This window comes from Peribacillus tepidiphilus, from assembly GCF_009466385.1.
GTDB classification, from domain to species: domain Bacteria; phylum Bacillota; class Bacilli; order Bacillales; family DSM-1321; genus Bacillus_BN; species Bacillus_BN tepidiphilus.
The window spans coordinates 57,059-80,528 of record NZ_WIAQ01000003.1; the positions used below are offsets into that span (position 1 = coordinate 57,059).

Genomic DNA, 23,470 nt, shown 5'->3' on the forward strand with positions numbered 1-23,470 from the left:
GAATACGATCGTTTTTTCGGGCAGTCTGCTTTACAATTTTACTATCCACCCATTTTTTTATACTATTTGTAAGGAAAATTGCTATATTATAGTAATATGGACAAATTAGTCATTAGACGAATGAAAAGTGAGTTCTTACATATAGTAACGTTTTTTGTTTTGTAATTGCCATAATGGGGGACACTTATATGAGAAAACTTTGGAATCTTTTTGCAAATAAAAATGAAGCGATAGAAACAACACTAACTGTTGATCAAATAAAAAAAGAACAAATTCCAGGTCATATTGCAATTATTATGGACGGGAACGGACGCTGGGCAAAGAAACGTTCACTTCCGAGAGTTGCAGGTCATCATGAGGGTATGAAGGTCGTAAGAAAAGTTACGAGACTGGCTAATCAATTAGGTGTTAAAACCTTAACGTTGTATGCATTTTCAACGGAAAATTGGAAACGACCTAAACCAGAGGTAGAATATTTGATGAAGCTCCCGGAAGAGTTTTTAGGGACTTTTTTACCGGAACTCATGGAAGAAAACGTAAGAGTTGAAATGATTGGCGATAAGGAATTATTGCCTGCACATACAAAAAAAGCTGTTGAAAAAGCAATGAACGATACAAAAGATAACGATGGATTAATTTTGAATTTTGCATTGAACTATGGAAGTCGTGCTGAAATTCTGCATGCCGTTCAAAAAGTCTTGCAGGATGCAAAAAAGGGAAAAATTGATGAAAATAATCTAGATGAAGCTTTATTTTCATCTTATTTAATGACAAAGGGACTTCCTGATCCGGATTTATTAATTCGCACAAGCGGTGAAATACGTTTAAGTAACTTTATGTTATGGCAATTAGCTTATACTGAATTTTGGTTTACGGATGTGTTATGGCCTGATTTTAGTGAAGAACATTTCCTTCAAGCAATCGCGACCTATCAAAAGCGGTCAAGAAGGTTTGGAGGAGTTTAAACGAAAGTTACATTGTTTTAGCCGTTTTAGTAAGAAGGCGAGGAATTATTGAAATGAAACAAAGAATCATTACAGCAATCGTAGCAGCAGCAATATTTTTACCAATTGTTATGTATGGTAAGCTCCCTTTTCTTCTTTTTGTATATTTGTTAGCATCTATTGGTCTTTATGAATTGGTAAAAATGAAGGGGCTTCCTATTCTATCATTTGGGTCTGTTTATTCATTTATTTTGTTATGGGCTATTTTGCTACCACAATCTGCAATGAATCTATTGGATAATTATGGATATACGAAAGCAGATATTTTATTGATCAGCATGATTCTATTATTAAGTTACACAGTTCTTTCAAAAAATCGTTTTACATTTGATGATGCTGGTTTTTTAGTAATGTCGGTATTGTATGTAGGATTTGGCTTTTACTATCTATGCGAGACTAGACAAACAGGCTTAATTTATATTTTCTTTGTATTGTTTACGATTTGGGCGACAGATTCAGGCGCTTATTTCGTTGGTAGGGCAATGGGAAAGAAAAAGCTGTGGCCTGAAATTAGTCCAAATAAAACGATAGAAGGCTCTATTGGTGGGATCGTATGTGCTTGGATAGTAGCCCTCCTTTTTGCTGTATTATCTTCAATAGAAACCACTTTTCTTCAATTATTCGTGATGTCAACACTTATTTCTATATTTGGTCAAATTGGGGATTTGGTGGAATCTGCATTTAAAAGGTATTATGGTGTTAAGGATTCTGGAAACCTACTTCCAGGACACGGCGGAATTCTAGATCGACTTGATAGTTTAATTTTTGTCCTACCTGTATTACACGTTTTGAATCTTTTATAAGATCCCTTCATAAACGTATAGTCTTGTATCTAAAAAAATGCATAGAATAAAACGAGTAATCAATCAGGAGCTGAGATTTTTGAAAAAGATAAACCTATTGGGTGCGACTGGTTCTATCGGCAGACAAACGGTTGAAGTTGTAAAAGAGCATCCTGAGCAGTTTAAAATTGTGGCGTTTTCGAGTGGTAGAAACCTAGAGCTTACGAGAGCCTATATTGAGGAACTACAGCCGGAATTAGTTTGTGTACAAACAAAGGAAGATTGTGAAACTTTAAAGGCAGAATATGCACATACCTCTATTAAATTTTTATATGGAAATGAAGGACTAGTAGAAACGGCTGTTTATGGTGACAGTGAAGTAGTAGTAAATGCTGTGATAGGCAGTGTAGGGTTATACCCAACTTTAAAAGCGATAGAAGCAAAAAAAGATATAGCATTAGCCAATAAAGAGACTCTGGTAACTGCAGGACATCTGGTGATGGAAGCCTCTAAGAAGCATGGGGTAAAAATGTTACCAGTAGATAGTGAGCATTCCGCTATCTTTCAGGCCTTACAAGGTGAAAAAGACAAAAACATAGAAAAATTAATCATTACGGCATCCGGTGGAAGCTTTCGAGACTTGAATCGAGAACAGTTGAAGGAAGTTACGGTCGAGCAGGCTTTAAATCATCCGAATTGGTCGATGGGTGCCAAGATCACGATTGATTCCGCAACGATGATGAATAAAGGTCTAGAAGTAATTGAGGCACACTGGTTGTTCGGGATCAGCTATGATGATATTAAAGTATTGCTCCATAAAGAAAGCATTATTCATTCTATGGTCCAATTCCATGATTCCAGCGTAATTGCACAGCTAGGAACTCCGGATATGAAAGTCCCGATTCAATATGCTCTCACTTATCCTGACCGATTACCGCTTTCTTCAAAAAGATTAAGTCTCGCTGATATTGGAACGTTACATTTTAAAGACATAGATTTTGAAAGATATCCTTGTTTAAGGTATGCTTATGAGGTAGGTAGAATAGGCGGTACGATGCCGACTGTATTAAATGCAGCAAATGAGGTTGCGGTTTCCGCCTTTTTAAATCATCAATTGTCTTTCTTGGGGATTGAAGAAGTGATCGAAAAAGTTATATCCCAGCATTCTTCCATTTCCAATCCTGATTTAACAACCATAATGGAAGTGGATCAAGAAACGAGGAGAATTACCCAATCTTTTTTGAAATAGAGGTGGTTTAACAAGTGCAAACATTGCAGACAGTGATTTCTTTTATTCTAATTTTTGGCGCACTTGTCTTTTTTCATGAGCTAGGTCATTTAATTTTTGCAAAACGTGCAGGAATCCTATGTCGGGAATTTGCAATAGGTTTTGGACCAAAGGTGTTCTCATTTAAAAAAGATGAAACAGTTTATACGATCCGTCTTCTTCCTATCGGGGGCTTTGTAAGAATGGCAGGGGAAGATCCTGAAAGCATCGAGATAAAAGCTGGTTACCGTGTGGGCTTACTTTTCAATAAAAACGGTTTAGTGGATAAAATCGTATTAAATCAAAAGGAACGGTACCCAGAAGCAAAGATTGTTGAAGTAGAAACCGCAGATCTGGAGCATGAATTGATCATCCAGGGCTACGAAGATGATCATGATGAAGAATTGAAAACTTTTAAGGTGGATGAAAAAGCTGTAATCATTGAAGATGGTGTGAGCAATCAAATCGCTCCGTATGATCGTCAATTTGCATCTAAGACATTAGGTCAAAGGACCATGGCCATTTTTGCTGGACCAATGATGAATTTTCTGCTTGCAGTTGTATTATTTATGGTTATTGCTGCTTTTCAGGGTGTTGTGGTGGATGAAGCAAAGCTTGGAGAGTTAACGGCTGATGGAGCAGCTATATCAGCTGGTTTGAAAAAAGGCGATATTGTCCATTCTATCGATGGGGAAGATGTTTCAACTTGGATGGATGTCCAAGAAGCCATTCAAAGGCATCCTGGTGAAGAGATCATTTTTGTTGTTGAAAGAGATGGGGAAACTTTCAAAGTTCCCGTTACGCCAAAAGAGATTGAAAGAGAAGGCAATAGAATTGGTGTAATTGGTGTTTACCCTCCAATTGAAAAATCGCCTCTAAAAGTGCTTACTCATGGTTTTACGGAAACGTATTTTTGGACTAAACAAATCATTGTGATGCTAGGTCAACTGATTACAGGGCAATTTTCGATTGATATGCTCTCAGGTCCGGTTGGTATTTACGTATCTACAGAAGAGGTAGCGAAATCTGGTTTCTTCTACCTTATGAAATGGGCTGCTGTTTTGAGCATTAACCTAGGAATCATGAATTTGTTGCCAATACCCGCTTTAGACGGAGGAAGATTGACCTTCTTTGCCATTGAAGCAGTTAGAGGAAAACCAATTGATCGACACAAGGAAGGCATGGTGCATTTCATTGGATTTGCTTTATTAATGCTTCTCATGCTGGTCGTAACATGGAATGACATTCAAAGGTTTTTCCTTTAATTTGAAAGGTCTTGAAAAATAGGTAGAGGCAAAGAAAATAGTAGCTTTGCTTCTCCTGTTTTTTTCTTATATTATAGACAAAGGTCCAAATCGTTAATGAATAAAAAACACTAGTATCTAATTTGTAAAACTTTTTAATGTCTAATAACTTTTATATATTTTTGGATGAGGTGCAAGATATGAAGCAGTCTATGATGTTTATACCTACATTAAGAGAGGTTCCAGCCGATGCAGAAGTTAAAAGTCATCAGCTTTTATTAAGAGCGGGATTTATTCGTCAAACATCAAGTGGAGTTTATAGCTTTCTGCCACTAGGTAAGAAGGTGTTACATAAGATTGAAAAAATTGTTCGTGAAGAAATGGATGCTGCCGGTGCAGTGGAGCTTTTCATGCCTGCTCTTCAACAAGCAGAATTATGGCAGGAATCAGGACGCTGGTATACATATGGACCAGAGCTAATGAGACTACATGACCGTCATGATCGGGAGTTTGCGCTAGGGGCTACCCATGAAGAGGTCATCACAAGTCTAGTTCGAGATGAGGTAAAGTCTTATAAGAAGCTTCCTCTTACACTGTACCAGATTCAAACAAAATTTAGAGATGAAAAACGCCCTCGTTTTGGTTTGTTAAGAGGTCGAGAATTCGTCATGAAAGATGCGTATTCCTTCCATGCTAATCATGAAAGCTTGGATGAAGTTTATGACAAGTTGTTTACGGCGTATTCGAATGTTTTTCGCCGTTGTGGCTTGAACTTCCGAGCTGTTATTGCCGATTCAGGGGCCATGGGAGGTAAGGACACCCATGAGTTTATGGTCCTTTCAGAGATTGGAGAAGACACAATCGCATACTCTGACACATCCGATTATGCAGCGAATATTGAGATGGCTCCAGTCATTACAATGTATGAAAAAGCAAATGAGGCTCAAAAGGAACTCGAAAAAGTTCATACGCCTGAGCAAAAGTCAATTGACCAAGTTTCTCAATTTTTAAACGTGACTCCTGACAAGTGTATTAAATCCATGTTGTTTAAAGTAGACGAGCAATATGTATTAGTTTTAGTACGCGGGGATCATGAAGTAAACGATGTTAAAGTTAAAAATGTTTTTGAAGCGTCTGTTGTTGAGCTTGCTACGCCTGAAGAAACAAAAGAAGTGTTGGGTTGTTCAATAGGCTCATTAGGTCCGATCAATGTAAAAGGAGTAGAGGTCGTTGCTGACCGTGCTGTTCAAGCCATTGTAAATGGTGTTTGTGGTGCCAACGAAGAAGGCTATCATTATATTCATGTAAATCCAGATAGAGATTTTACAGTTTCACGTTATGAAGATCTTCGATTTATTCAAGAAGGCGATCCATCACCTGATGGAAAAGGACACATTCTCTTTGCTAAAGGGATAGAGGTCGGCCATGTTTTCAAATTGGGTACACGATACAGTGAAGCGATGAACGCAACTTTCTTAGATGAAAATGGCCGTACAAAGCCTATGATTATGGGTTGCTATGGAATTGGAGTTTCAAGAACTCTTGCAGCTATTGCAGAGCAATATAATGATGAAAATGGCCTCATATGGCCGATTGCAATTGCCCCATTCCAATTGCATATTGTGCCTGTCAATGTGAAAGATGAGCATCAGATCAGGCTAGCTGAAGAGATTTATAAAACATTTAACTCCTCTGGCTATGAGGTGCTGATCGACGATCGTCAGGAGCGTGCAGGGGTAAAATTTGCAGACTCCGATCTTATTGGTATACCAATTCGAATTACTGTCGGAAAACGAGCTTCAGAGGGAATTGTTGAGGTTAAAGTAAGAAAAACAGGTGAATCATTTGAAGTAAATAAAGAAGAGCTATTGTCAACAATTGAGAAATTATTAGCGTAAATAATGAAAAGAAAAAGTTCCTTTATGAGGGGACTTTTTCTTTTCTCTAAATGAAATAACAAATGACCAACTTCTATATCAGTCATATGAATTATGTTATAATACCACTGGCAAAAAGGTTATTAAAATAATTGGAAGGATCTTTAGAGGGAGGGTGAGAAATGGAAGGAAATGCACAGCAAGGCAGGGAAAGATTTCATCTTTTATTACAGCAGCTACAACTAACAGAGGATCAGGTTGTTGCATATTTTCAAAATGCTGAAATTGAAAAGCTGTTTATTGAGCGGCAAGCGAAAAAATGGCATTTTCAATTCCTGTTTGACCAAATTATTCCTTGCAATATTCAAACTAGATTTTCATCTCAATTAATGAAGACATTTTCACATATCGCAAAGGTATCGTATACCATCAAAGTTCGTCATCCAAAAATTACAGAAGAACTAATAAAGGATTATTGGAAAAGCTGCCTTAGAGAGCTGGAAGGCGTTTCTCCTGCTTTACTTTCCCTTTTAAATCAACAGGAACCAAAGGTGATCGGACATAAAATTATTGTTAAAGCGAGAAACGATGCTGAAGCTGGACAATTAAAAAGGAAGTACTCCGGCCTTTTATCCAATATTTATCAAATGTATGGTTTTCCACCATTAACATTAGATGCAGAAGTATCTTCATCTGAAGAAGAATATCAGCAATTTTTACAGGAAAAAGAAAAGGAAGACCAAGAGAAGGCTTTTGCGGCACTTGTGGAAATGAATAAAAAAGAAGAGGATAAGAATCAAGATGATGCTGACATTCCTGAAGGACCGTTGAAAATCGGCTATACAATTAAGGATGACGCTGATTTCAGGAGACTAGACCAAATTATGGATGAAGAGCGCCGGGTTGCGATCGAAGGATATGTATTCGAAGCTGAAACAAAAGAATTGCGAAGCGGAAGAACTCTTCTTACTTTCAAGATTACCGATTACACTAGTTCGATAATGGTTAAAATGTTTTCCCGTGACAAAGAAGATGCCGTCTTACTTTCACGTGTTAAAAAAGGAATGTGGCTAAGAGTTCAAGGAAGTATTCAAAATGATACATTTGTTCGTGACCTTGTCATGATTGCGAACGATATTAACGAAATTCAACCAGAAGGAAGAAAAGACAAAGCAGAAGAAAAACGGGTAGAACTGCACCTTCATACACCTATGAGCCAAATGGATGCCGTAAGCTCCGTTTCAAGCCTTGTTGCCCAAGCCAAAAAATGGGGGCATAAGGCGATTGCGATTACGGATCATGCTGTAGTGCAAGCATTTCCCGAAGCATATAGTGCTGGGAAGAAAAACGATATAAAAATCATTTATGGGGTAGAAGTTAATCTCGTTGATGACGGAGTGCCAATCGCTTATAATCCTGCACATCGGTTACTGGAGGAAGAGACATACGTTGTTTTTGACGTTGAGACAACTGGTCTTTCAGCCGTATATGACACAATTATCGAATTAGCTGCGGTAAAAGTGAAAAACGGAGAGATTATAGATCGATTCGAATCGTTTGCAAACCCACATCATCCTCTATCAGCAACTACCATTGAATTGACAGGTATTACAGATGATATGGTCAGAGACGCTCCAGAGGTAGAAGAAGTATTAAGAAAATTTAAGGAGTGGGTTGGAGATAGCATTTTAGTTGCCCACAACGCAAGCTTTGATATGGGCTTTCTCAATGTCGGCTATAGAAAAATCGGCTTTGAAAAAGCGGATAATCCAGTTATTGACACCCTAGAGCTTGGAAGATTTTTATATCCTGAATTGAAGAACCATCGTCTCAATACTTTAGCGAAAAGATTTGATATTGAATTAACACAACATCACCGCGCGATTTACGATGCAGAAGCAACAGGATATCTATTAATTAAAATGTTAAAAGATGCGAATGAAAAAGGAATCCTTTATCATGATCAATTTAATGAGCATATGGGAGAAGGAAATGCATTCAAACGCTCCCGTCCGTACCATTGCATTTTACTTGCACAAAATGAAATAGGTTTAAAAAATATATTTAAATTAGTTTCTTTCTCTCATATCGACTATTTTTACCGAGTCCCACGTGTACCGCGTTCAGTTTTGCAGCAGCACAGAGAAGGAATATTAGTCGGGTCGGCGTGCGACAAAGGTGAAGTTTTTGAGGGAATGATGCAAAAATCGTTTGATGAAGTGGAAGAAATTGCGCAATTTTATGATTATCTCGAAGTTCAGCCAAAAGCAGTATATTCCCATTTGATTGAATTAGAGTATGTCAGAGATGAGAAATCGCTAGAAGGGATTATTTCCAATATTGTCAAGCTCGGAAAAAAACTAAACAAGCCTGTTGTCGCTACAGGTAATGTCCACTATCTGGACCCTAATGATAAAATTTATCGAAAAATCCTCATCAGTTCACAAGGAGGAGCTAATCCATTAAACCGCCATAAGCTCCCGGATGTCCATTTCAGAACAACTGATGAGATGCTCAAAGAGTTTTCTTTTCTAGGGGAAGAGACAGCGAAAGAAATCGTCGTTGAAAATACGAATAAGGTTGCTGATATGATCGATTTCGTCAAGCCTATAAAAGATGATTTGTACACCCCTAGGATTGAAGGTGCCGATGAAGAAATACGAGAAATGAGCTATAGCATGGCGAAGAAGATATATGGCGATCCTCTTCCTGAAATTGTTGAGGCAAGGCTTGAAAAGGAATTAAAAAGTATTATCGGTCATGGGTTTGCCGTTATTTATTTGATTTCTCATAAACTAGTGAAAAAATCCTTGGATGATGGGTATCTCGTAGGTTCACGTGGTTCTGTTGGGTCGTCATTTGTAGCGACAATGACAGAAATTACTGAGGTCAATCCGCTTCCACCTCACTATGTTTGCCCTAGCTGTAAGCATTCAGAGTTTTTTAATGATGGTTCAGTGGGTTCTGGATTCGACCTTCCGGATAAAGATTGTCCGAAATGTGGAGAGAGATACAAAAAAGATGGACACGATATTCCGTTTGAAACGTTCCTTGGGTTCAAAGGGGACAAGGTTCCGGATATCGATTTGAACTTCTCTGGCGAATATCAACCGAGGGCACACAACTATACAAAGGTATTGTTTGGTGAGGATAATGTATACAGAGCCGGAACGATTGGTACTGTTGCAGATAAAACGGCCTATGGGTTTGTAAAAGGATACGCACAAGAAAATAATTTACATTTAAGAAGTGCAGAAATTGATCGTTTGTCAGCAGGATGTACAGGTGTCAAGAGAACAACGGGACAGCACCCAGGTGGTATTATCGTTGTACCGGATTATATGGAAATTTATGATTTCTCCCCGATCCAATACCCAGCTGATGACCAAAGCTCTGAATGGAGAACAACGCACTTTGATTTCCATTCGATCCATGATAATCTATTGAAGCTAGACATACTTGGACACGATGATCCTACTGTAATCCGGATGCTGCAGGATTTGAGCGGCATTGATCCAAAAACGATCCCGACAGATGATCCAGAAGTGATGAAAATCTTCAGCGGGACAGAATCATTAGGTGTAACAGAAGATCAGATCATGTGTAAAACTGGTACACTAGGCATTCCTGAGTTTGGAACTCGATTTGTTCGTCAAATGCTTGAGGAAACTAAGCCAACAACATTTTCAGAGCTCGTGCAGATATCAGGACTTTCTCACGGGACAGACGTATGGCTTGGTAATGCACAAGAGCTTATCCAAAACAATATATGTACACTTAGCGAGGTAATTGGATGTCGTGACGATATTATGGTGTACTTAATCTATCAAGGCCTTGAGCCTTCTCTTGCCTTTAAAATCATGGAGTCGGTGCGTAAAGGGAAAGGATTGACAGTTGAATTTGAGGAAGAAATGAGGAAGAATAATGTGCCTGAATGGTATATTGACTCATGCAAGAAGATCAAATACATGTTCCCGAAAGCACACGCAGCTGCCTATGTTTTAATGGCTGTCCGCATTGCCTATTTTAAGGTTCATCATCCGCTTTTATATTATGCAGCCTATTTTACAGTGCGGGCTGAAGATTTTGATATAGAAGCGATGGTAAGAGGCTCTCAAGCGATACGGGCAAAAATCGAAGAAATAAATGCAAAGGGTTTAGATGCATCACCAAAAGAGAAAAACACCTTAACAGTTCTTGAACTTGCTTTAGAAATGTGTGAGCGCGGATACAGTTTCAAAAAGGTAGATTTATATAAATCGTCCGCGACGGAGTTTATTATTGAAGGCAACTCCCTGATTCCACCGTTCAACTCTTTGCCAGGTCTTGGTACGAACGCAGCTATAAATATTGTCAAAGCGAGAGAAGAGGGAGAGTTTTTATCGAAAGAAGACCTCCAAAAGAGAGGGAAAGTGTCTAAGACCATTCTAGAATATTTGGATAAGCAAGGATGTTTAGATACGCTTCCTGATCAAAATCAGCTTTCATTGTTTTAATCTTTCAAGCATCTGAAAAATGGTTATATGACGGGGCATTTGCATAATTCATGAACTTATGATATATTGTTAAAAGAATTACTAAGATAAAGCAGAGGCAAGAGTGGGGAAACCCACTCTTTCGTATTGTATCCGAACATTTTTACCATGCTAAAAATAATACGTGTATCATTACATAAAATGCCGAATGCTAGGAGGGAACATATGAGCAAAAAAGTTACCGAGCTTGTCGAGGAGCTTGTAACGCCAATCTTAGAAGAACTAAATTTAGAATTAGTTGATGTTGAATACGTAAAAGAAGGAAAAAGCTGGTTTCTTCGTGTTTTTATTGATAAGGATACAGGCGTGGATATTGATGAATGTGGTCAAGTAAGTGAGAGACTAAGTGAAAAACTTGATGAAATGGACCCGATCACTCATAACTATTTCTTAGAGGTTTCTTCTCCTGGAGCTGAAAGGCCTTTGAAAAAGGAGAAAGACTTTCAAAAAGCAGTAGGGAAAAACGTCTATGTGAAAACCTACGAGCCGATTTTGGACAGTAAAGAATTCGAGGGAATCCTGAAAGAATACACAGGGGATTCGCTCATAATTGAAGTGAAAATAAAAACCCGTAAGAAAGAAATTACAATTCCTTTTGAAAAGGTTGCTAAAGCGAGACTCGCGGTTACATTTACTTAAATTTAGCAAATAAAATCAATGTATGGAATAATCAATTCCATGAATTAATAATGGAATTTGATGTAAAGAAGGGGGATTTTACCAATGAGCAGCGAATTATTAGATGCTCTTAACCATTTGGAAAAAGAAAAAGGCATTTCACGAGAAGTATTGTTGGAAGCGATTGAAGCAGCTTTGATTTCTGCTTATCGGAAAAATTTTAATCAAGCTCAAAATGTCCGCATTGACTTGAATCTAGATAAGGGAACGATGAGAGTTTTTGCAAGAAAAGAAGTGGTGGAAGAAGTTTTTGATCCGCGTCTTGAAATTTCATTAGAGGATGCTAGACGGATCAATCCGAACTATCAGGTTGAAGATGTTGTGGAATTAGAAGTGACACCACGAGACTTCGGACGCATTGCTGCTCAAACGGCTAAGCAAGTTGTCACCCAACGTGTACGCGAAGCAGAGAGAGGTATTATCTATTCCGAGTTCATTGACCGGGAAGAAGATATAATGAATGGAATTGTCCAAAGGATCGACTCTCGCTATATTTATATTAGCTTAGGGAAAATTGAAGCGCTTCTCCCAACAAGTGAGCAAATGCCTAATGAGCAATACAAGCCACATGATAGAATAAAAGTGTATATTACAAAAGTTGAGAAAACACAAAAAGGTCCTCAAATCTTTGTATCTAGAACACATCCTGGACTATTAAAGAGACTTTTTGAAAACGAAGTTCCGGAAATTTATGACGGAACTGTTGAAATTAAATCAGTAGCACGTGAAGCGGGTGATCGCTCAAAAATCTCCGTTCACTCCGATAACCCTGAAGTGGATCCGGTAGGTTCTTGCGTTGGACCAAAAGGACAGCGTGTTCAAGTGATCGTAAATGAATTAAAAGGTGAAAAAATCGATATCGTGAAATGGTCAGATGATCCGGTTGTATTTGTCGCAAATGCATTAAGTCCTTCTAAAGTACTGGATGTCATTGTTCACGAGGAAGAAAAAGCAACTACCGTCATCGTACCGGATTACCAGCTTTCGCTTGCTATCGGAAAACGCGGTCAAAATGCTCGCCTAGCTGCTAAGCTTACTGGATGGAAAATTGACATAAAGAGTGAAACAGATGCTAGAGAAGCAGGTATTTACCCAAGAGATGAAGACCCATTATTAACAAGTGCTAGCATACAAAATGAGGACTCCTATGATCCAGATTTTGAAGATGAGAATGAATAATTTGAGGTGAATCTAAAATGACAAGCCGAAAAAAAATTCCTCTTCGAAAATGTGTTGCAACTGGTGAGATGAAACCGAAAAAAGAGATGATCCGCATTGTCCGTTCGAAAGAAGGAGAGGTCTCTATTGATTTGACAGGAAAAAAATCTGGCAGAGGGGCCTATTTATCTCTTGATAAAGAAGCCATTATGACAGCTAAGAAAAAAGATATATTAAAAAGACATTTAGAAGCTGAAATCGACCCATCTCTTTATGATGAATTGCTTCAGTTAGTAGATAAGGAGAAACATTCTACACAATGAAACAGCCACAGTGGATGTCTTTATTAGGTTTAGCAAATCGGGCACGTAAGTTGATATCCGGAGAAGAATTAGTCATTAAAGAAGTACGGAATCAAAATGCTAAGCTAGTTGTTCTCTCACAAGATGCTTCAGCAAACACTGAAAAAAAAATTACAGATAAGTGCAGCTACTATGGGGTTCCCGTCGTTAGAGTCGAGAGCAGGGAACTTCTGGGTCATGCAATTGGAAAAGATGCACGTGTTGTAATAGCTGTACTAGATGATGGTTTCGCAAAAAAACTTCGAACGTTGCTCGATTAAATATTACGGGGGTGAACGTATGACGAAGATACGTGTTTATGAATATGCGAAGAAACATAACGTTTCAAGTAAAGTAATAATCAATAAGTTGAAAGAAATGAACATAGAGGTAAGCAATCATATGGCAGCAATAGATCAAAATACGGTTCAGAAGCTTGAAGAGGCTCTAACACCAATAAAAGAAAATAAATCTACACAGAATAACGAGAAAAAACAAGAAGGTACCAAGCCTGTAAAACCTGCTGCAAATGCTCCTTCTATTGATCCTGATAAAAAAGTCAGCAAATATGATGATGCACTTGATGACACCTCTGCAAACAAGCAAAAACTGAAGAAAAAAGTTGTAAATAAGCCTGGAAACAGCAAAAAATTTGTCCAGGAAAATCAAACAAAAGAATCTAAAGTCTTTAAAAATAAAAATCAAAAAAATAAAAACAATAAGCAAAAGCCTGTTCAGCAGCATCAGCAGCAACCAAAGAAAAAGGAAAAAGAGCTTCCAGCTAAGATTACTTTTTCTGAGTCATTGACAGTTGCTGAATTGGCAAAAAAATTGCACCGTGAGCCATCTGAAATTATCAAAAAGCTGTTCTTGCTAGGAATCGTGGCTACGATCAACCAGACACTTGATAAAGATGCGATCGAGCTTATTGCAAGTGAATACGGTGTTGAAGTAGAAGAAGAAATCAAAATTGATATCACAGATTTAGAAGCCTATATTACACCAGACTCAGAAGAAGACCTAGTAGAACGTCCACCCGTTGTTACGATTATGGGACACGTTGACCATGGAAAAACCACCTTGCTTGACAAGATTCGCAATACGAAGGTTACAGAAGGTGAAGCAGGGGGAATCACGCAGCATATCGGTGCTTATCAAGTTGAAGTAAATGGCAAGAAAATTACATTCCTAGACACACCTGGTCACGCAGCATTTACGACAATGCGTGCTCGTGGTGCGCAGGTAACGGATATTACGATTCTTGTCGTTGCAGCGGATGACGGGGTTATGCCTCAAACTGTCGAAGCGATTAACCACGCTAAAGCTGCAGAGGTTCCAATTATAGTGGCGGTTAACAAAATGGATAAGCCAACTGCTAACCCTGATCGTGTAATGCAGGAACTGACTGAACATGGATTAGTTCCAGAGGCATGGGGCGGAGATACAATTTTCGTTCCGATCTCAGCTATTCGAGGAGAAGGCATAGATGAACTACTTGAAATGATTCTGCTTGTGAGTGAAGTAGAAGAATATAAAGCCAATCCGAAAAGAAGAGCAATCGGTACAGTTATTGAGGCTCAGCTTGATAAGGGCCGCGGATCTGTTGCCACTCTTTTAGTACAAAATGGGACACTCAGAGTTGGTGATCCTATCGTTGTAGGTAATACGTACGGACGTGTTCGTGCAATGGTTAATGATCTCGGACGTCGTGTTAAGGAAGCAGGCCCATCAACTCCGGTTGAAATCACAGGATTAAATGATGTACCTCAAGCTGGAGATCGATTTGTTGTATTTGAAGATGAGAAAACAGCTCGTCAAGTTGGAGAAGCTCGGGCACAGCAACAAATTCAATCTCAACGCAGAGAAAGCTCTCGCGTAACGCTAGATAACTTATTCGAGCAAATGAAGCAAGGGGAAGTAAAGGAACTGAATATCATCTTAAAAGCAGACGTACAAGGTTCTGCAGAAGCACTTGCTGCATCCTTGCAAAAAATCGAGGTAGAAGGCGTAAAAGTTAAGATCATTCACAGCGGTGTTGGAGCAATTACAGAGTATGACATTATGCTGGCAACTGCTTCCAATGCAATTGTAATTGGATTTAACGTACGTCCTGATGTAAATGCTAAGCGTGCAGCCGAATCTGAAAATGTGGATGTTCGTTTACACAGAATCATTTACAAGGTAATCGAAGAAATTGAAGCTGCAATGAAGGGTATGCTTGATCCAGAATATGAAGAAAAAATCATTGGCCAAGCAGAAGTCCGTACGACATTTAAAGTTTCCAAAGTCGGTACAATTGCAGGTTCTTATGTTACAGATGGAAAAATTACACGCGACAGTGGAATTCGTTTAATTCGTCAAGGTGTTGTTGTATTTGAAGGCGAAATTGACGCCCTTAAACGCTTCAAAGATGATGTAAAAGAAGTTTCTCAAGGTTATGAATGTGGGATTACAATTAAAAATTACAATGACATTAAAGAAGGCGATATCATTGAAGCTTATGTCATGGAGGAAATTGAGCGTAAATGATCGGTTACGCCGAATTTGAGTGTGTAATACATGATGCACAATCCTTGAAAGACAAAAGAGCCGTGCTTCAACGAGTGTTGACACGGCTTAAGCAAAAATATAATGTTTCAGTGGCCGAAGTTGATTTTCAAGATGTATGGCAGCGTACGAAACTTGCAGTCGTTACTGTTTCATCTTCAAAGATTTCATCTGAAAAAGAATTGCAGAACGCGTTAAGCTATGTGGATTCATTCCCAGAAATTGAACGCACGATCACAGAAATAGAATGGCTATAAATAACGAGGTGATGATATGAGCCTTCGTGCAAATCGTGTTGGTGAACAAATGAAGAAGGAACTAACTGATATTATCGGAAGAAAAATAAAAGATCCGAGAATTGGTTTTGTGACTGTTACAGATGTAAGAGTAACAGGTGATCTCCAACAGGCAACTGTTTATATTTCCGTATTGGGAAATGAAGAACAAAAGCAAAACACTCTTATTGGTTTAGCAAAGGCAAAGGGTTTTATCCGTTCTGAAATTGGACAAAGAATTCGTTTAAGAAAAACACCAGAAATTTCTTTCGAATTTGATGAGTCTATCGATTATGGAAACCGAATCGAAACCCTTCTTCACCAATTAAATTTAGAAAAAGAAGAAAAAAATTCAAATAACGAAGAATAGTAAAGGAGCTGACTCTCTACGTGTCGACCCCCTTTGCCAATGAGAATCTACTTGGATGTCCATTGGTTGTGAAGGGAGCCAGACTCAGGGTAGAGGTCAGCTTTTCTTGTGTAAGAAACGGGTTTCTGTCTTAGGAGGAGATTTTTAGAAAATGGAAGGTATTCTGCCGCTGTATAAACCAAAAGGATTAACCTCGCATGATTGCGTTTTTAAAGTCAGAAAAATTTTCAAAACGAAAAAGGTCGGCCACACTGGGACGCTTGACCCGGAAGTGACAGGTGTGCTTCCAATTTGCATTGGTCGTGCAACCAAAATTGCTGAATACATAACCGACGCCGGGAAGGCGTATGAGGGAGAAGTTACGATTGGATACTCAACGACTACAGAAGATGCAACCGGGGAAATAGTTGAAGAAAAAGATCTTACACGTTCATTTTCTAGAGAAGAAATCGTCTCGATTTTGGATTCTTTTAAAGGGACCATCCAGCAAACCCCCCCGATGTATTCTGCAGTGAAGGTAAAAGGTAAGAAACTATACGAATATGCAAGGGCAGGAATCGAGGTTGAACGTCCTACGCGAAATGTGACCATCTATGATATTGAGCTTCTTGATGATCGTCAGATGTTTGAAGGGAAAAACATTTCCTTTAGGTTTCGTGTTAAATGTTCAAAAGGTACTTACATCAGAACTTTGGCGGTGATGATAGGGGAAGCGCTCGGCTATCCAGCGCATATGTCTGATTTGATTCGGACGGAATCCGCTTCATTCCACTTACAGGATTGTGTCACCTTTGAGCAGTTAGAGGAATTGAAGAACCAAGAAAGACTTTCTGAAGTGCTGTTGCCACTTGAAAACGGTTTATCTCATTTGCCGAAATTTGAAATTAATGATAAAGTAGCAGAGAAAGTAAAGAACGGAGCAGTGTTAGAAAAGCCCATTGCTGATATGTTTCAATCAGAGGAGCCTTTTGTCTTGATCTGGAATGGGCTGGCGCTTGCGATCTATCAGGTTCATCCTACAAAACCTGAATATATTAAGCCTGTCAAAGTTTTGCGTAACGAATGAGATCATACAGGCATAAATGAAAGAGGAGAAATAAATTGAAGGTTATAGGCATAGAACATCCGCACTCCTTTTGTCCAGAGGACTTTCCGCCGCTCGCAATGGCCCTTGGTTTCTTTGACGGAGTACATAAAGGACATCAAAAAGTAATCCGTACAGCAATAGAAGTTGCTCAAAAAAAAGGTTTAAAATCAGCAGTTATGACTTTTCATCCACACCCTTCTGTTGTATTAGGAAAAAAGAAGGATGTTCATTATATAACTCCAGTAGAAGAAAAAATCCATTTAATATCGGATCTGGGTGTAGATTATATTTTTGTCGTGCACTTTTCCAAAGAATTTGCGAATCTCTTGCCACAAGAATTTGTCGATCAATATATTATTTCATTCAATGTTAAGCATGTAGTTGCTGGTTTTGATTATTCGTATGGTCGTTTAGGGAAAGGAACAATGGAAACCATTCCTTTTCATTCACGTTCAGCTTTTTCTCATACGGTAGTAGAAAAACAAACCTACATGAATGATAAGGTGAGTTCTACAAGAATTAGGGAAGCTTTGCTTGAAGGGGATTTTATCGGTTTTGAGCAATTGACCGGTCGAAAATATCAAACAAAGGGAGTAGTCATCCACGGTGAAAAAAGGGGAAGGAAGCTCGGTTTTCCTACTGCAAATATCGGGATGGATCAAAATTATATTATTCCCGCAACCGGTGTATATGCGGTTAGAATCTTAATTAGGAACAAGTGGTATGAAGGAGTGTGTAATATCGGTTACAAGCCAACCTTTCACCAGGATATTCCCGATATTCCGAATGTTGAAGTGCATATATTTTCCTTCGATTCAGATATTTATGATGAAATGGTGACCATCGAATGGCATAAACGGCTTAGAAGCGAGAAGAAGTTTTCTGGTTTAGAAGAGCTCGTTACACAAATCCAAAAGGATAAAAATGAAACGCTTCAATATTTTCGTAATAGCCAAGCTTTATCATAAAAATGCTTGCTATTTTAATAAAAAGAGTGTATGATAGCATTTGTATGAAATGAACCACTGCTTGGCTAGTCGATTCACCGACGCTAGCTCGGCATTTGGGGATTTTTAATGATATTTAGGAGGTGAAAAGGATGGCTTTAACACAAGAACGCAAAAATGCAATCATCAATGAGTTCAAAACTCATGAGAATGATACTGGTTCTCCAGAAGTTCAAATCGCTATCCTAACTGAGGAAATTAACAATTTGAACGAGCATTTACGCATTCACAAGAAAGACCACCATTCTCGTCGAGGTCTTCTTAAAATGGTAGGTAAACGTCGTAATCTTTTAACTTACCTACGTAACAAAGACGTTACACGTTACCGTGAACTAATCAACAAATTAGGCTTACGTCGATAATCTTTGCAAATGCAAAGGCAAAAAGCGGGAAATGTCCCGCTTTTTTGCTATAATAATAAAGAAATCAAGGAATGCTCGGCAGATGCCGAGTTTTATTTTGGCTATTTAAGTAAAATATTATGAAAAGTTTCGATATATCTGTATGTTAAGACTGTTAATGTTACGCTATTTAGTGCATAATAAAAATAGTTTGTTTTTAAATTCGTTTATTAAACATTTACATAAATAGTAAAATCGATTAAGAATGTAATCTTAATCGTATGATGCAAATTGTAGAGAGGGGTTTCATTATGGAACAAACAAAAAAAACCTATTCCATAGATTGGGCCGGAAGGGAATTGACTGTTGAAATCGGACAACTAGCTAAGCAAGCAAACGGCGCTGCGCTTATACGTTATGGTGATACAGTAGTGTTAAGTACGGCTACAGCTTCAAAAGATCCAAAAACAGTGGACTTCTTCCCATTGACTGTTAACTATGAAGAAAGATTGTATGCCGTTGGTAAAATTCCTGGTGGTTTCATAAAGCGTGAGGGAAGACCAAGTGAAAAGGCAATTTTGGCAAGTCGTCTTATTGATCGACCAATACGTCCGCTGTTTGCAGATGGCTTCCGTAATGAAGTGCAGGTTGTCAGCATCGTTATGAGTGTTGACCAGGACTGCTCATCAGAAATTGCAGCAATGTTTGGCTCATCATTAGCACTTTCTGTGTCCGATATTCCGTTTCAAGGACCTATTGCAGGTGTTATTGTTGGAAGAGTGGACGGCAACTTTGTGATCAATCCAACAGTTGAACAAATGGAAAAAAGCGATATCAATCTAACAGTTGCTGGTACAAAGGATGCGATCAACATGGTTGAAGCAGGAGCTAATGAAGTGCCAGAGGAAGTCATGCTTGAAGCAATTATGTTTGGTCACGAAGAAATCAAGCGCTTAATTGCATTCCAAGAACAGATTGTGGCGGAAATCGGGAAAGAAAAGATGGAAGTTACACTTTATGAAGTGGACCAGCAATTATATGAAGAAGTATCTTCTATGTGTGAAAGCGATATTAATCAAGCAGTTCAAGTACAAGAAAAGCATGCCCGTGAAGATGCAATAAAAGAGGTTAAGGATCGTGTTATTGCTTATTACGAGGAAAAGGAAGCGGATGAAGAGACGCTTAAACAAGTGAAGGAAATTTTGGGAAGCCTCGTGAAAAAAGAAGTCCGTCGACTTATTACAGAGGAAAAGATACGTCCAGATGGACGTAAGCCTGATGAAATCCGTCCACTTTCTTCTGAGGTTGGACTGCTTCCACGTACACATGGATCTGGTTTATTCACTCGAGGCCAGACACAAGCGTTATCGATCTGTACTTTAGGTGCTTTAGGTGATGTGCAAATTTTAGACGGATTGGGTGTAGAAGAATCTAAACGTTTTATGCACCACTATAACTTTCCACCATTCAGCGTTGGGGAAACTGGAATGATGAGAGGTCCTGGACGACGTGAAATTGGTCATGGCGCGCTTGGTGAAAGAGCACTTGAGCCTGTTATACCTTCCGAAAAGGAGTTCCCTTATACGATTCGTCTCGTATCTGAAGTACTAGAATCAAACGGTTCAACTTCTCAAGCAAGCATTTGTGCGAGTACTTTGGCTATGATGGATGCAGGTGTGCCGATCAAGGCTCCTGTAGCTGGTATTGCCATGGGATTAATTAAAAAAGATGAGCATTATACGATTTTAACAGATATTCAAGGTATGGAAGACCATTTGGGCGATATGGACTTTAAAGTTGCTGGCACTGAAAAAGGTGTAACGGCCCTTCAAATGGATATTAAAATTGAAGGACTTTCCCGTGAAATTTTAGAAGAGGCCCTTCAACAAGCCAAGCGTGGAAGATTGCATATTCTAGAATCTATGCTTGCGACAATGAAGGAGCCGCGTGCTGAATTATCACAATATGCGCCAAAGATTTTAACCATGACCATTAACCCAGACAAGATACGTGATGTCATTGGGCCAAGTGGTAAGCAAATTAACAAGATCATTGAAGAAACAGGTGTTAAGATTGATATTGAACAAGATGGCACCATCTTCATTTCTTCTGTTAATGAAGAAAACAACCAAAAGGCGAAGAAAATTATTGAAGAAATCGTCCGTGAAGTAGAAGTTGGTAAAACGTATCTAGGAAAAGTCAAACGCATTGAGAAATTCGGTGCATTCGTAGAAATTTTCAGCGGAAAAGACGGGTTGGTTCATATTTCGGAGCTTGCTGAAGAGCGTGTCGGTAAAGTGGAGGATGTGGTATCAATCGGTGACGAAATACTTGTCAAGGTTACGGAAATCGATAAGCAAGGCCGTGTAAACCTTTCAAGGAAAGCTGTATTAAAAGAACAAAAAGCAGCAAATTAACAACTAACCAGCATGTAGGCCTATAGTCTGCATGCTTTTTTCATGGTTCTACCTTGTCCACCTTTTGCATATGATTTGATGGGAGAAGTTTAATTATAGTTATGCATTCAAGTTAACACTATATATATTATGTAAACTTTGGTTAAGGGGGCAAGAAAATGCGGTGGAATTGGAAACAATTTGTTGCAGTGGTTATTATAATAGGGGTATCATGGATGTTAGTGCAATTACCTGTGATTTCCCACTATATCTATACTTTAAAGAGTCATTATATTCCGGTAATTGCCAATAAAAATTCATTGTTGGAAGAAATTAAGAAAAAAGCTGAATTGTATTCAATTCCACCACAGGATGCAAAAATTGATCCAATTTGGAAAACGGTTCCTGGATATAATGGATTAGAAGTTGATATTGAGGAATCCTTTAATAATATGGAAGAAGACGGAGTATTTGATGAGAAAAAACTTGTTTTTCACCAAATTTCTCCAAAGAAGCATTTAGAGGATTTGCCTCCGGCTCCCATTTATCGGGCACATCCCGAAAAGCCAGTCGCTTCGTTTTTGATTAATGTTGCTTGGGGTAATGAATATTTAAAAGACATGCTTTCGACTTTAAAAAAACATGATGTAAAGGCCACCTTTTTTCTAGAAGGGAAATGGACAAAAAATAATCCCGAGTTTGCTAAAATGATTGCTGAAGCGGGACATGAAATCGGAAATCATTCCTACTCTCATCCAAATATGAAATTGCTTGGTTCAGAGGCCACTATGCAAGAACTTAAAGAAACGAATGAAATAATCAGAGCGGTTACTGGTGTAACCTGTATTTGGTTTGCGCCACCAAGTGGAAGTTATAGCGAAGTGACCGTGAAAAAAGCAGCAGAGCTTAACATGAGAACGATTATGTGGAGTGTAGATACAATTGATTGGCAAAAGCCTGCTCCTCATGTTTTAGTAGAAAGGGTCGTGTCAAAGGTTCATAATGGAGCTTTTATCCTTATGCATCCCACTGAATCAACTTCTGTTTCATTAGAAACATTAATACTAAACATAAAAAAGAAAGGAATCCGATTAACGACCGTTTCGGAAGCCTTAAAGGAGAAAAGAATGTTTCGATAGGATCGGTTGTATGTATTATACAGTAATAAATGCTCTATTTGGGCATTTTTATATTAGCTTATTGTTTATTGAACTATCTGACTTAAACAAAGCATTGCACCATGATTTAGGGAGGAATTATTTTTGATTAAGAAGTATACATGTCAAAACGGAGTAAGAATTGTACTAGAACAAATTCCGACTGTACGATCCGTTGCAATTGGTCTTTGGATTAAAACAGGTTCAATTGATGAAACTCCAGAGAACAACGGAATTTCTCACTTTCTTGAACATATGTTTTTTAAAGGGACAACAACAAGAAGCGCGAGAGATATTGCGGAATCCTTTGATAGCATTGGTGGTCAAGTAAATGCTTTTACCTCCAAAGAATATACTTGCTATTATGCCAAGGTATTGGATACGCATGCTAGCTTTGCATTGGAAGTACTTTCAGATATGTTTTTTAATTCAACATTTGAAGATGAAGAGCTTCAAAAAGAAAAAAATGTTGTATTTGAAGAAATAAAAATGTATGAAGATACACCAGATGATATTGTTCATGATCTATTAAGCAAAGCTGTATACGAAAATCATCCACTAGGGTACCCAATCCTCGGAACGGAGGAAACACTTTCCACTTTTACAAGTGATACATTAAAGCAATATGTTCATGACATGTACACGCCAGAAAAGCTCGTCATTTCGATTGCGGGAAATGTGAATGAAACCTTTATAAAGGAAGCCGAGAAGCTTTTTGGAAGCTTCACTAGAGGTGTTCGTAAACAAACGGTTGAAAAACCTCACTTTCACACAAATGCACGATCTAGAAAAAAAGAAACAGAACAAGCGCATCTATGCTTAGGTTTTGAAGGGCTTCCAATCGGACATGAAGATATATACAGCTTAATTGTCCTTAATAATATTCTTGGAGGAAGTATGAGTAGTCGACTGTTCCAGGAAGTCCGTGAGCAAAGAGGTTTAGCTTATTCTATTTATTCATACCATTCATCTTATCAAGACAGTGGTATGGTAACGATTTATGGCGGAACAGGGGCTAACCAGCTTGATTTATTATTTGAAACAATCCAACATACTCTGGATGCTCTTAAAAAGGATGGAATTACGTCAAAAGAATTAAAAAACAGTAAAGAACAGCTTAAAGGAAGCTTAATGCTAAGCCTTGAAAGTACAAATAGCCGTATGAGTAGAAATGGAAAAAATGAGCTGCTGTTAAAGCGACATCGTTCTTTGGATGAAATTGTAGAGCAAATTGATGCCGTAACGGAGGAAAGCGTACACAGACTGACCAAACAAATTTTTACTGACAAATTTTCGACTGCTTTGATCAGCCCAATCGAAGGCTGGTCTAAAATAAAGTAAAACGGCTGTTAAAGATTTTACTTCTAAGCTGTCCATTCTGACTATATGTATAGTATAGGAACA

General features: G+C 38.4%; 19 protein-coding genes. All 19 read left to right on the forward strand.

The genetic code is table 11. The annotated features are described in order from the left end of the window. Positions 1-188 precede the first annotated feature (188 nt). The 19 genes from GD441_RS03520 (at position 189) to GD441_RS03610 (ending at position 23,407) form a co-directional block, all read left to right on the forward strand. Positions 189-965 (forward strand): isoprenyl transferase, encoded by a 777-nt coding sequence (locus tag GD441_RS03520; protein ID WP_153123758.1) that lies wholly within the window; start codon positions 189-191, stop codon positions 963-965. Between the two features lie 53 nt (positions 966-1,018). After that, positions 1,019-1,807 (forward strand): phosphatidate cytidylyltransferase, encoded by a 789-nt coding sequence (locus tag GD441_RS03525; RefSeq protein ID WP_153123760.1) that lies wholly within the window; start codon positions 1,019-1,021, stop codon positions 1,805-1,807. Positions 1,808-1,886: 79 nt separating this feature from the next. Further along, entirely contained in the window at positions 1,887-3,035 is a 1,149-nt protein-coding gene (gene dxr, locus GD441_RS03530; protein WP_153123762.1) for a 1-deoxy-D-xylulose-5-phosphate reductoisomerase, read from the forward strand. A 23-nt stretch (positions 3,036-3,058) separates the two neighbouring features. Beyond that, on the forward strand, positions 3,059-4,318 hold the full coding sequence (gene rseP, locus GD441_RS03535; RefSeq protein ID WP_153123986.1) for an RIP metalloprotease RseP: 1,260 nt from the start codon (positions 3,059-3,061) through the stop codon (positions 4,316-4,318). 179 nt (positions 4,319-4,497) lie between these two features. Next, complete coding sequence (locus GD441_RS03540) at positions 4,498-6,195, forward strand: proline--tRNA ligase (RefSeq protein ID WP_153123765.1); 1,698 nt, start codon at positions 4,498-4,500, stop codon at positions 6,193-6,195. 161 nt (positions 6,196-6,356) lie between these two features. Continuing rightward, on the forward strand, positions 6,357-10,670 hold the full coding sequence (locus GD441_RS03545) for a PolC-type DNA polymerase III (RefSeq protein WP_153123766.1): 4,314 nt from the start codon (positions 6,357-6,359) through the stop codon (positions 10,668-10,670). A gap of 204 nt (positions 10,671-10,874) precedes the next feature. Next, the gene (gene rimP / locus GD441_RS03550) at positions 10,875-11,348 is read left to right on the forward strand and encodes a ribosome maturation factor RimP (RefSeq protein WP_153123768.1); all 474 of its coding nucleotides are present in this window, start codon (positions 10,875-10,877) and stop codon (positions 11,346-11,348) included. 84 nt (positions 11,349-11,432) lie between these two features. Then, complete coding sequence (gene nusA, locus GD441_RS03555) at positions 11,433-12,566, forward strand: transcription termination factor NusA (protein WP_153123772.1); 1,134 nt, start codon at positions 11,433-11,435, stop codon at positions 12,564-12,566. Positions 12,567-12,583: 17 nt separating this feature from the next. Further along, positions 12,584-12,868, forward strand: a complete 285-nt coding sequence (gene rnpM, locus GD441_RS03560; RefSeq protein WP_153123774.1) for an RNase P modulator RnpM — start codon at positions 12,584-12,586, stop codon at positions 12,866-12,868. Continuing rightward, the gene (locus tag GD441_RS03565) at positions 12,865-13,167 is read left to right on the forward strand and encodes a YlxQ family RNA-binding protein (RefSeq protein WP_153123776.1); all 303 of its coding nucleotides are present in this window, start codon (positions 12,865-12,867) and stop codon (positions 13,165-13,167) included. The genes rnpM and GD441_RS03565 overlap by 4 nt, the downstream gene beginning before the upstream one ends. A gap of 19 nt (positions 13,168-13,186) precedes the next feature. Next, entirely contained in the window at positions 13,187-15,415 is a 2,229-nt protein-coding gene (gene infB, locus GD441_RS03570) for a translation initiation factor IF-2 (protein WP_153123778.1), read from the forward strand. Beyond that, positions 15,412-15,690, forward strand: a complete 279-nt coding sequence (locus GD441_RS03575) for a DUF503 domain-containing protein (protein ID WP_153123780.1) — start codon at positions 15,412-15,414, stop codon at positions 15,688-15,690. The genes infB and GD441_RS03575 overlap by 4 nt, the downstream gene beginning before the upstream one ends. A gap of 16 nt (positions 15,691-15,706) precedes the next feature. Continuing rightward, positions 15,707-16,078, forward strand: coding sequence for a 30S ribosome-binding factor RbfA (gene rbfA / locus GD441_RS03580; RefSeq protein WP_153123782.1), 372 nt, complete (start codon positions 15,707-15,709; stop codon positions 16,076-16,078). 151 nt (positions 16,079-16,229) lie between these two features. Further along, positions 16,230-17,144 (forward strand): tRNA pseudouridine(55) synthase TruB, encoded by a 915-nt coding sequence (truB, locus tag GD441_RS03585; RefSeq protein WP_153123784.1) that lies wholly within the window; start codon positions 16,230-16,232, stop codon positions 17,142-17,144. Positions 17,145-17,179: 35 nt separating this feature from the next. Next, on the forward strand, positions 17,180-18,133 hold the full coding sequence (gene ribF, locus GD441_RS03590; RefSeq protein ID WP_153123786.1) for a bifunctional riboflavin kinase/FAD synthetase: 954 nt from the start codon (positions 17,180-17,182) through the stop codon (positions 18,131-18,133). A 131-nt stretch (positions 18,134-18,264) separates the two neighbouring features. Further along, positions 18,265-18,534 (forward strand): 30S ribosomal protein S15, encoded by a 270-nt coding sequence (rpsO, locus tag GD441_RS03595; RefSeq protein ID WP_153123788.1) that lies wholly within the window; start codon positions 18,265-18,267, stop codon positions 18,532-18,534. Positions 18,535-18,824: 290 nt separating this feature from the next. Continuing rightward, complete coding sequence (pnp, locus tag GD441_RS03600; RefSeq protein ID WP_153123790.1) at positions 18,825-20,930, forward strand: polyribonucleotide nucleotidyltransferase; 2,106 nt, start codon at positions 18,825-18,827, stop codon at positions 20,928-20,930. Between the two features lie 158 nt (positions 20,931-21,088). Further along, complete coding sequence (locus tag GD441_RS03605; protein ID WP_153123792.1) at positions 21,089-22,048, forward strand: polysaccharide deacetylase family protein; 960 nt, start codon at positions 21,089-21,091, stop codon at positions 22,046-22,048. 123 nt (positions 22,049-22,171) lie between these two features. Continuing rightward, on the forward strand, positions 22,172-23,407 hold the full coding sequence (locus GD441_RS03610) for a M16 family metallopeptidase (protein ID WP_153123794.1): 1,236 nt from the start codon (positions 22,172-22,174) through the stop codon (positions 23,405-23,407). The last annotated feature ends 63 nt before the right edge of the window (positions 23,408-23,470 follow it).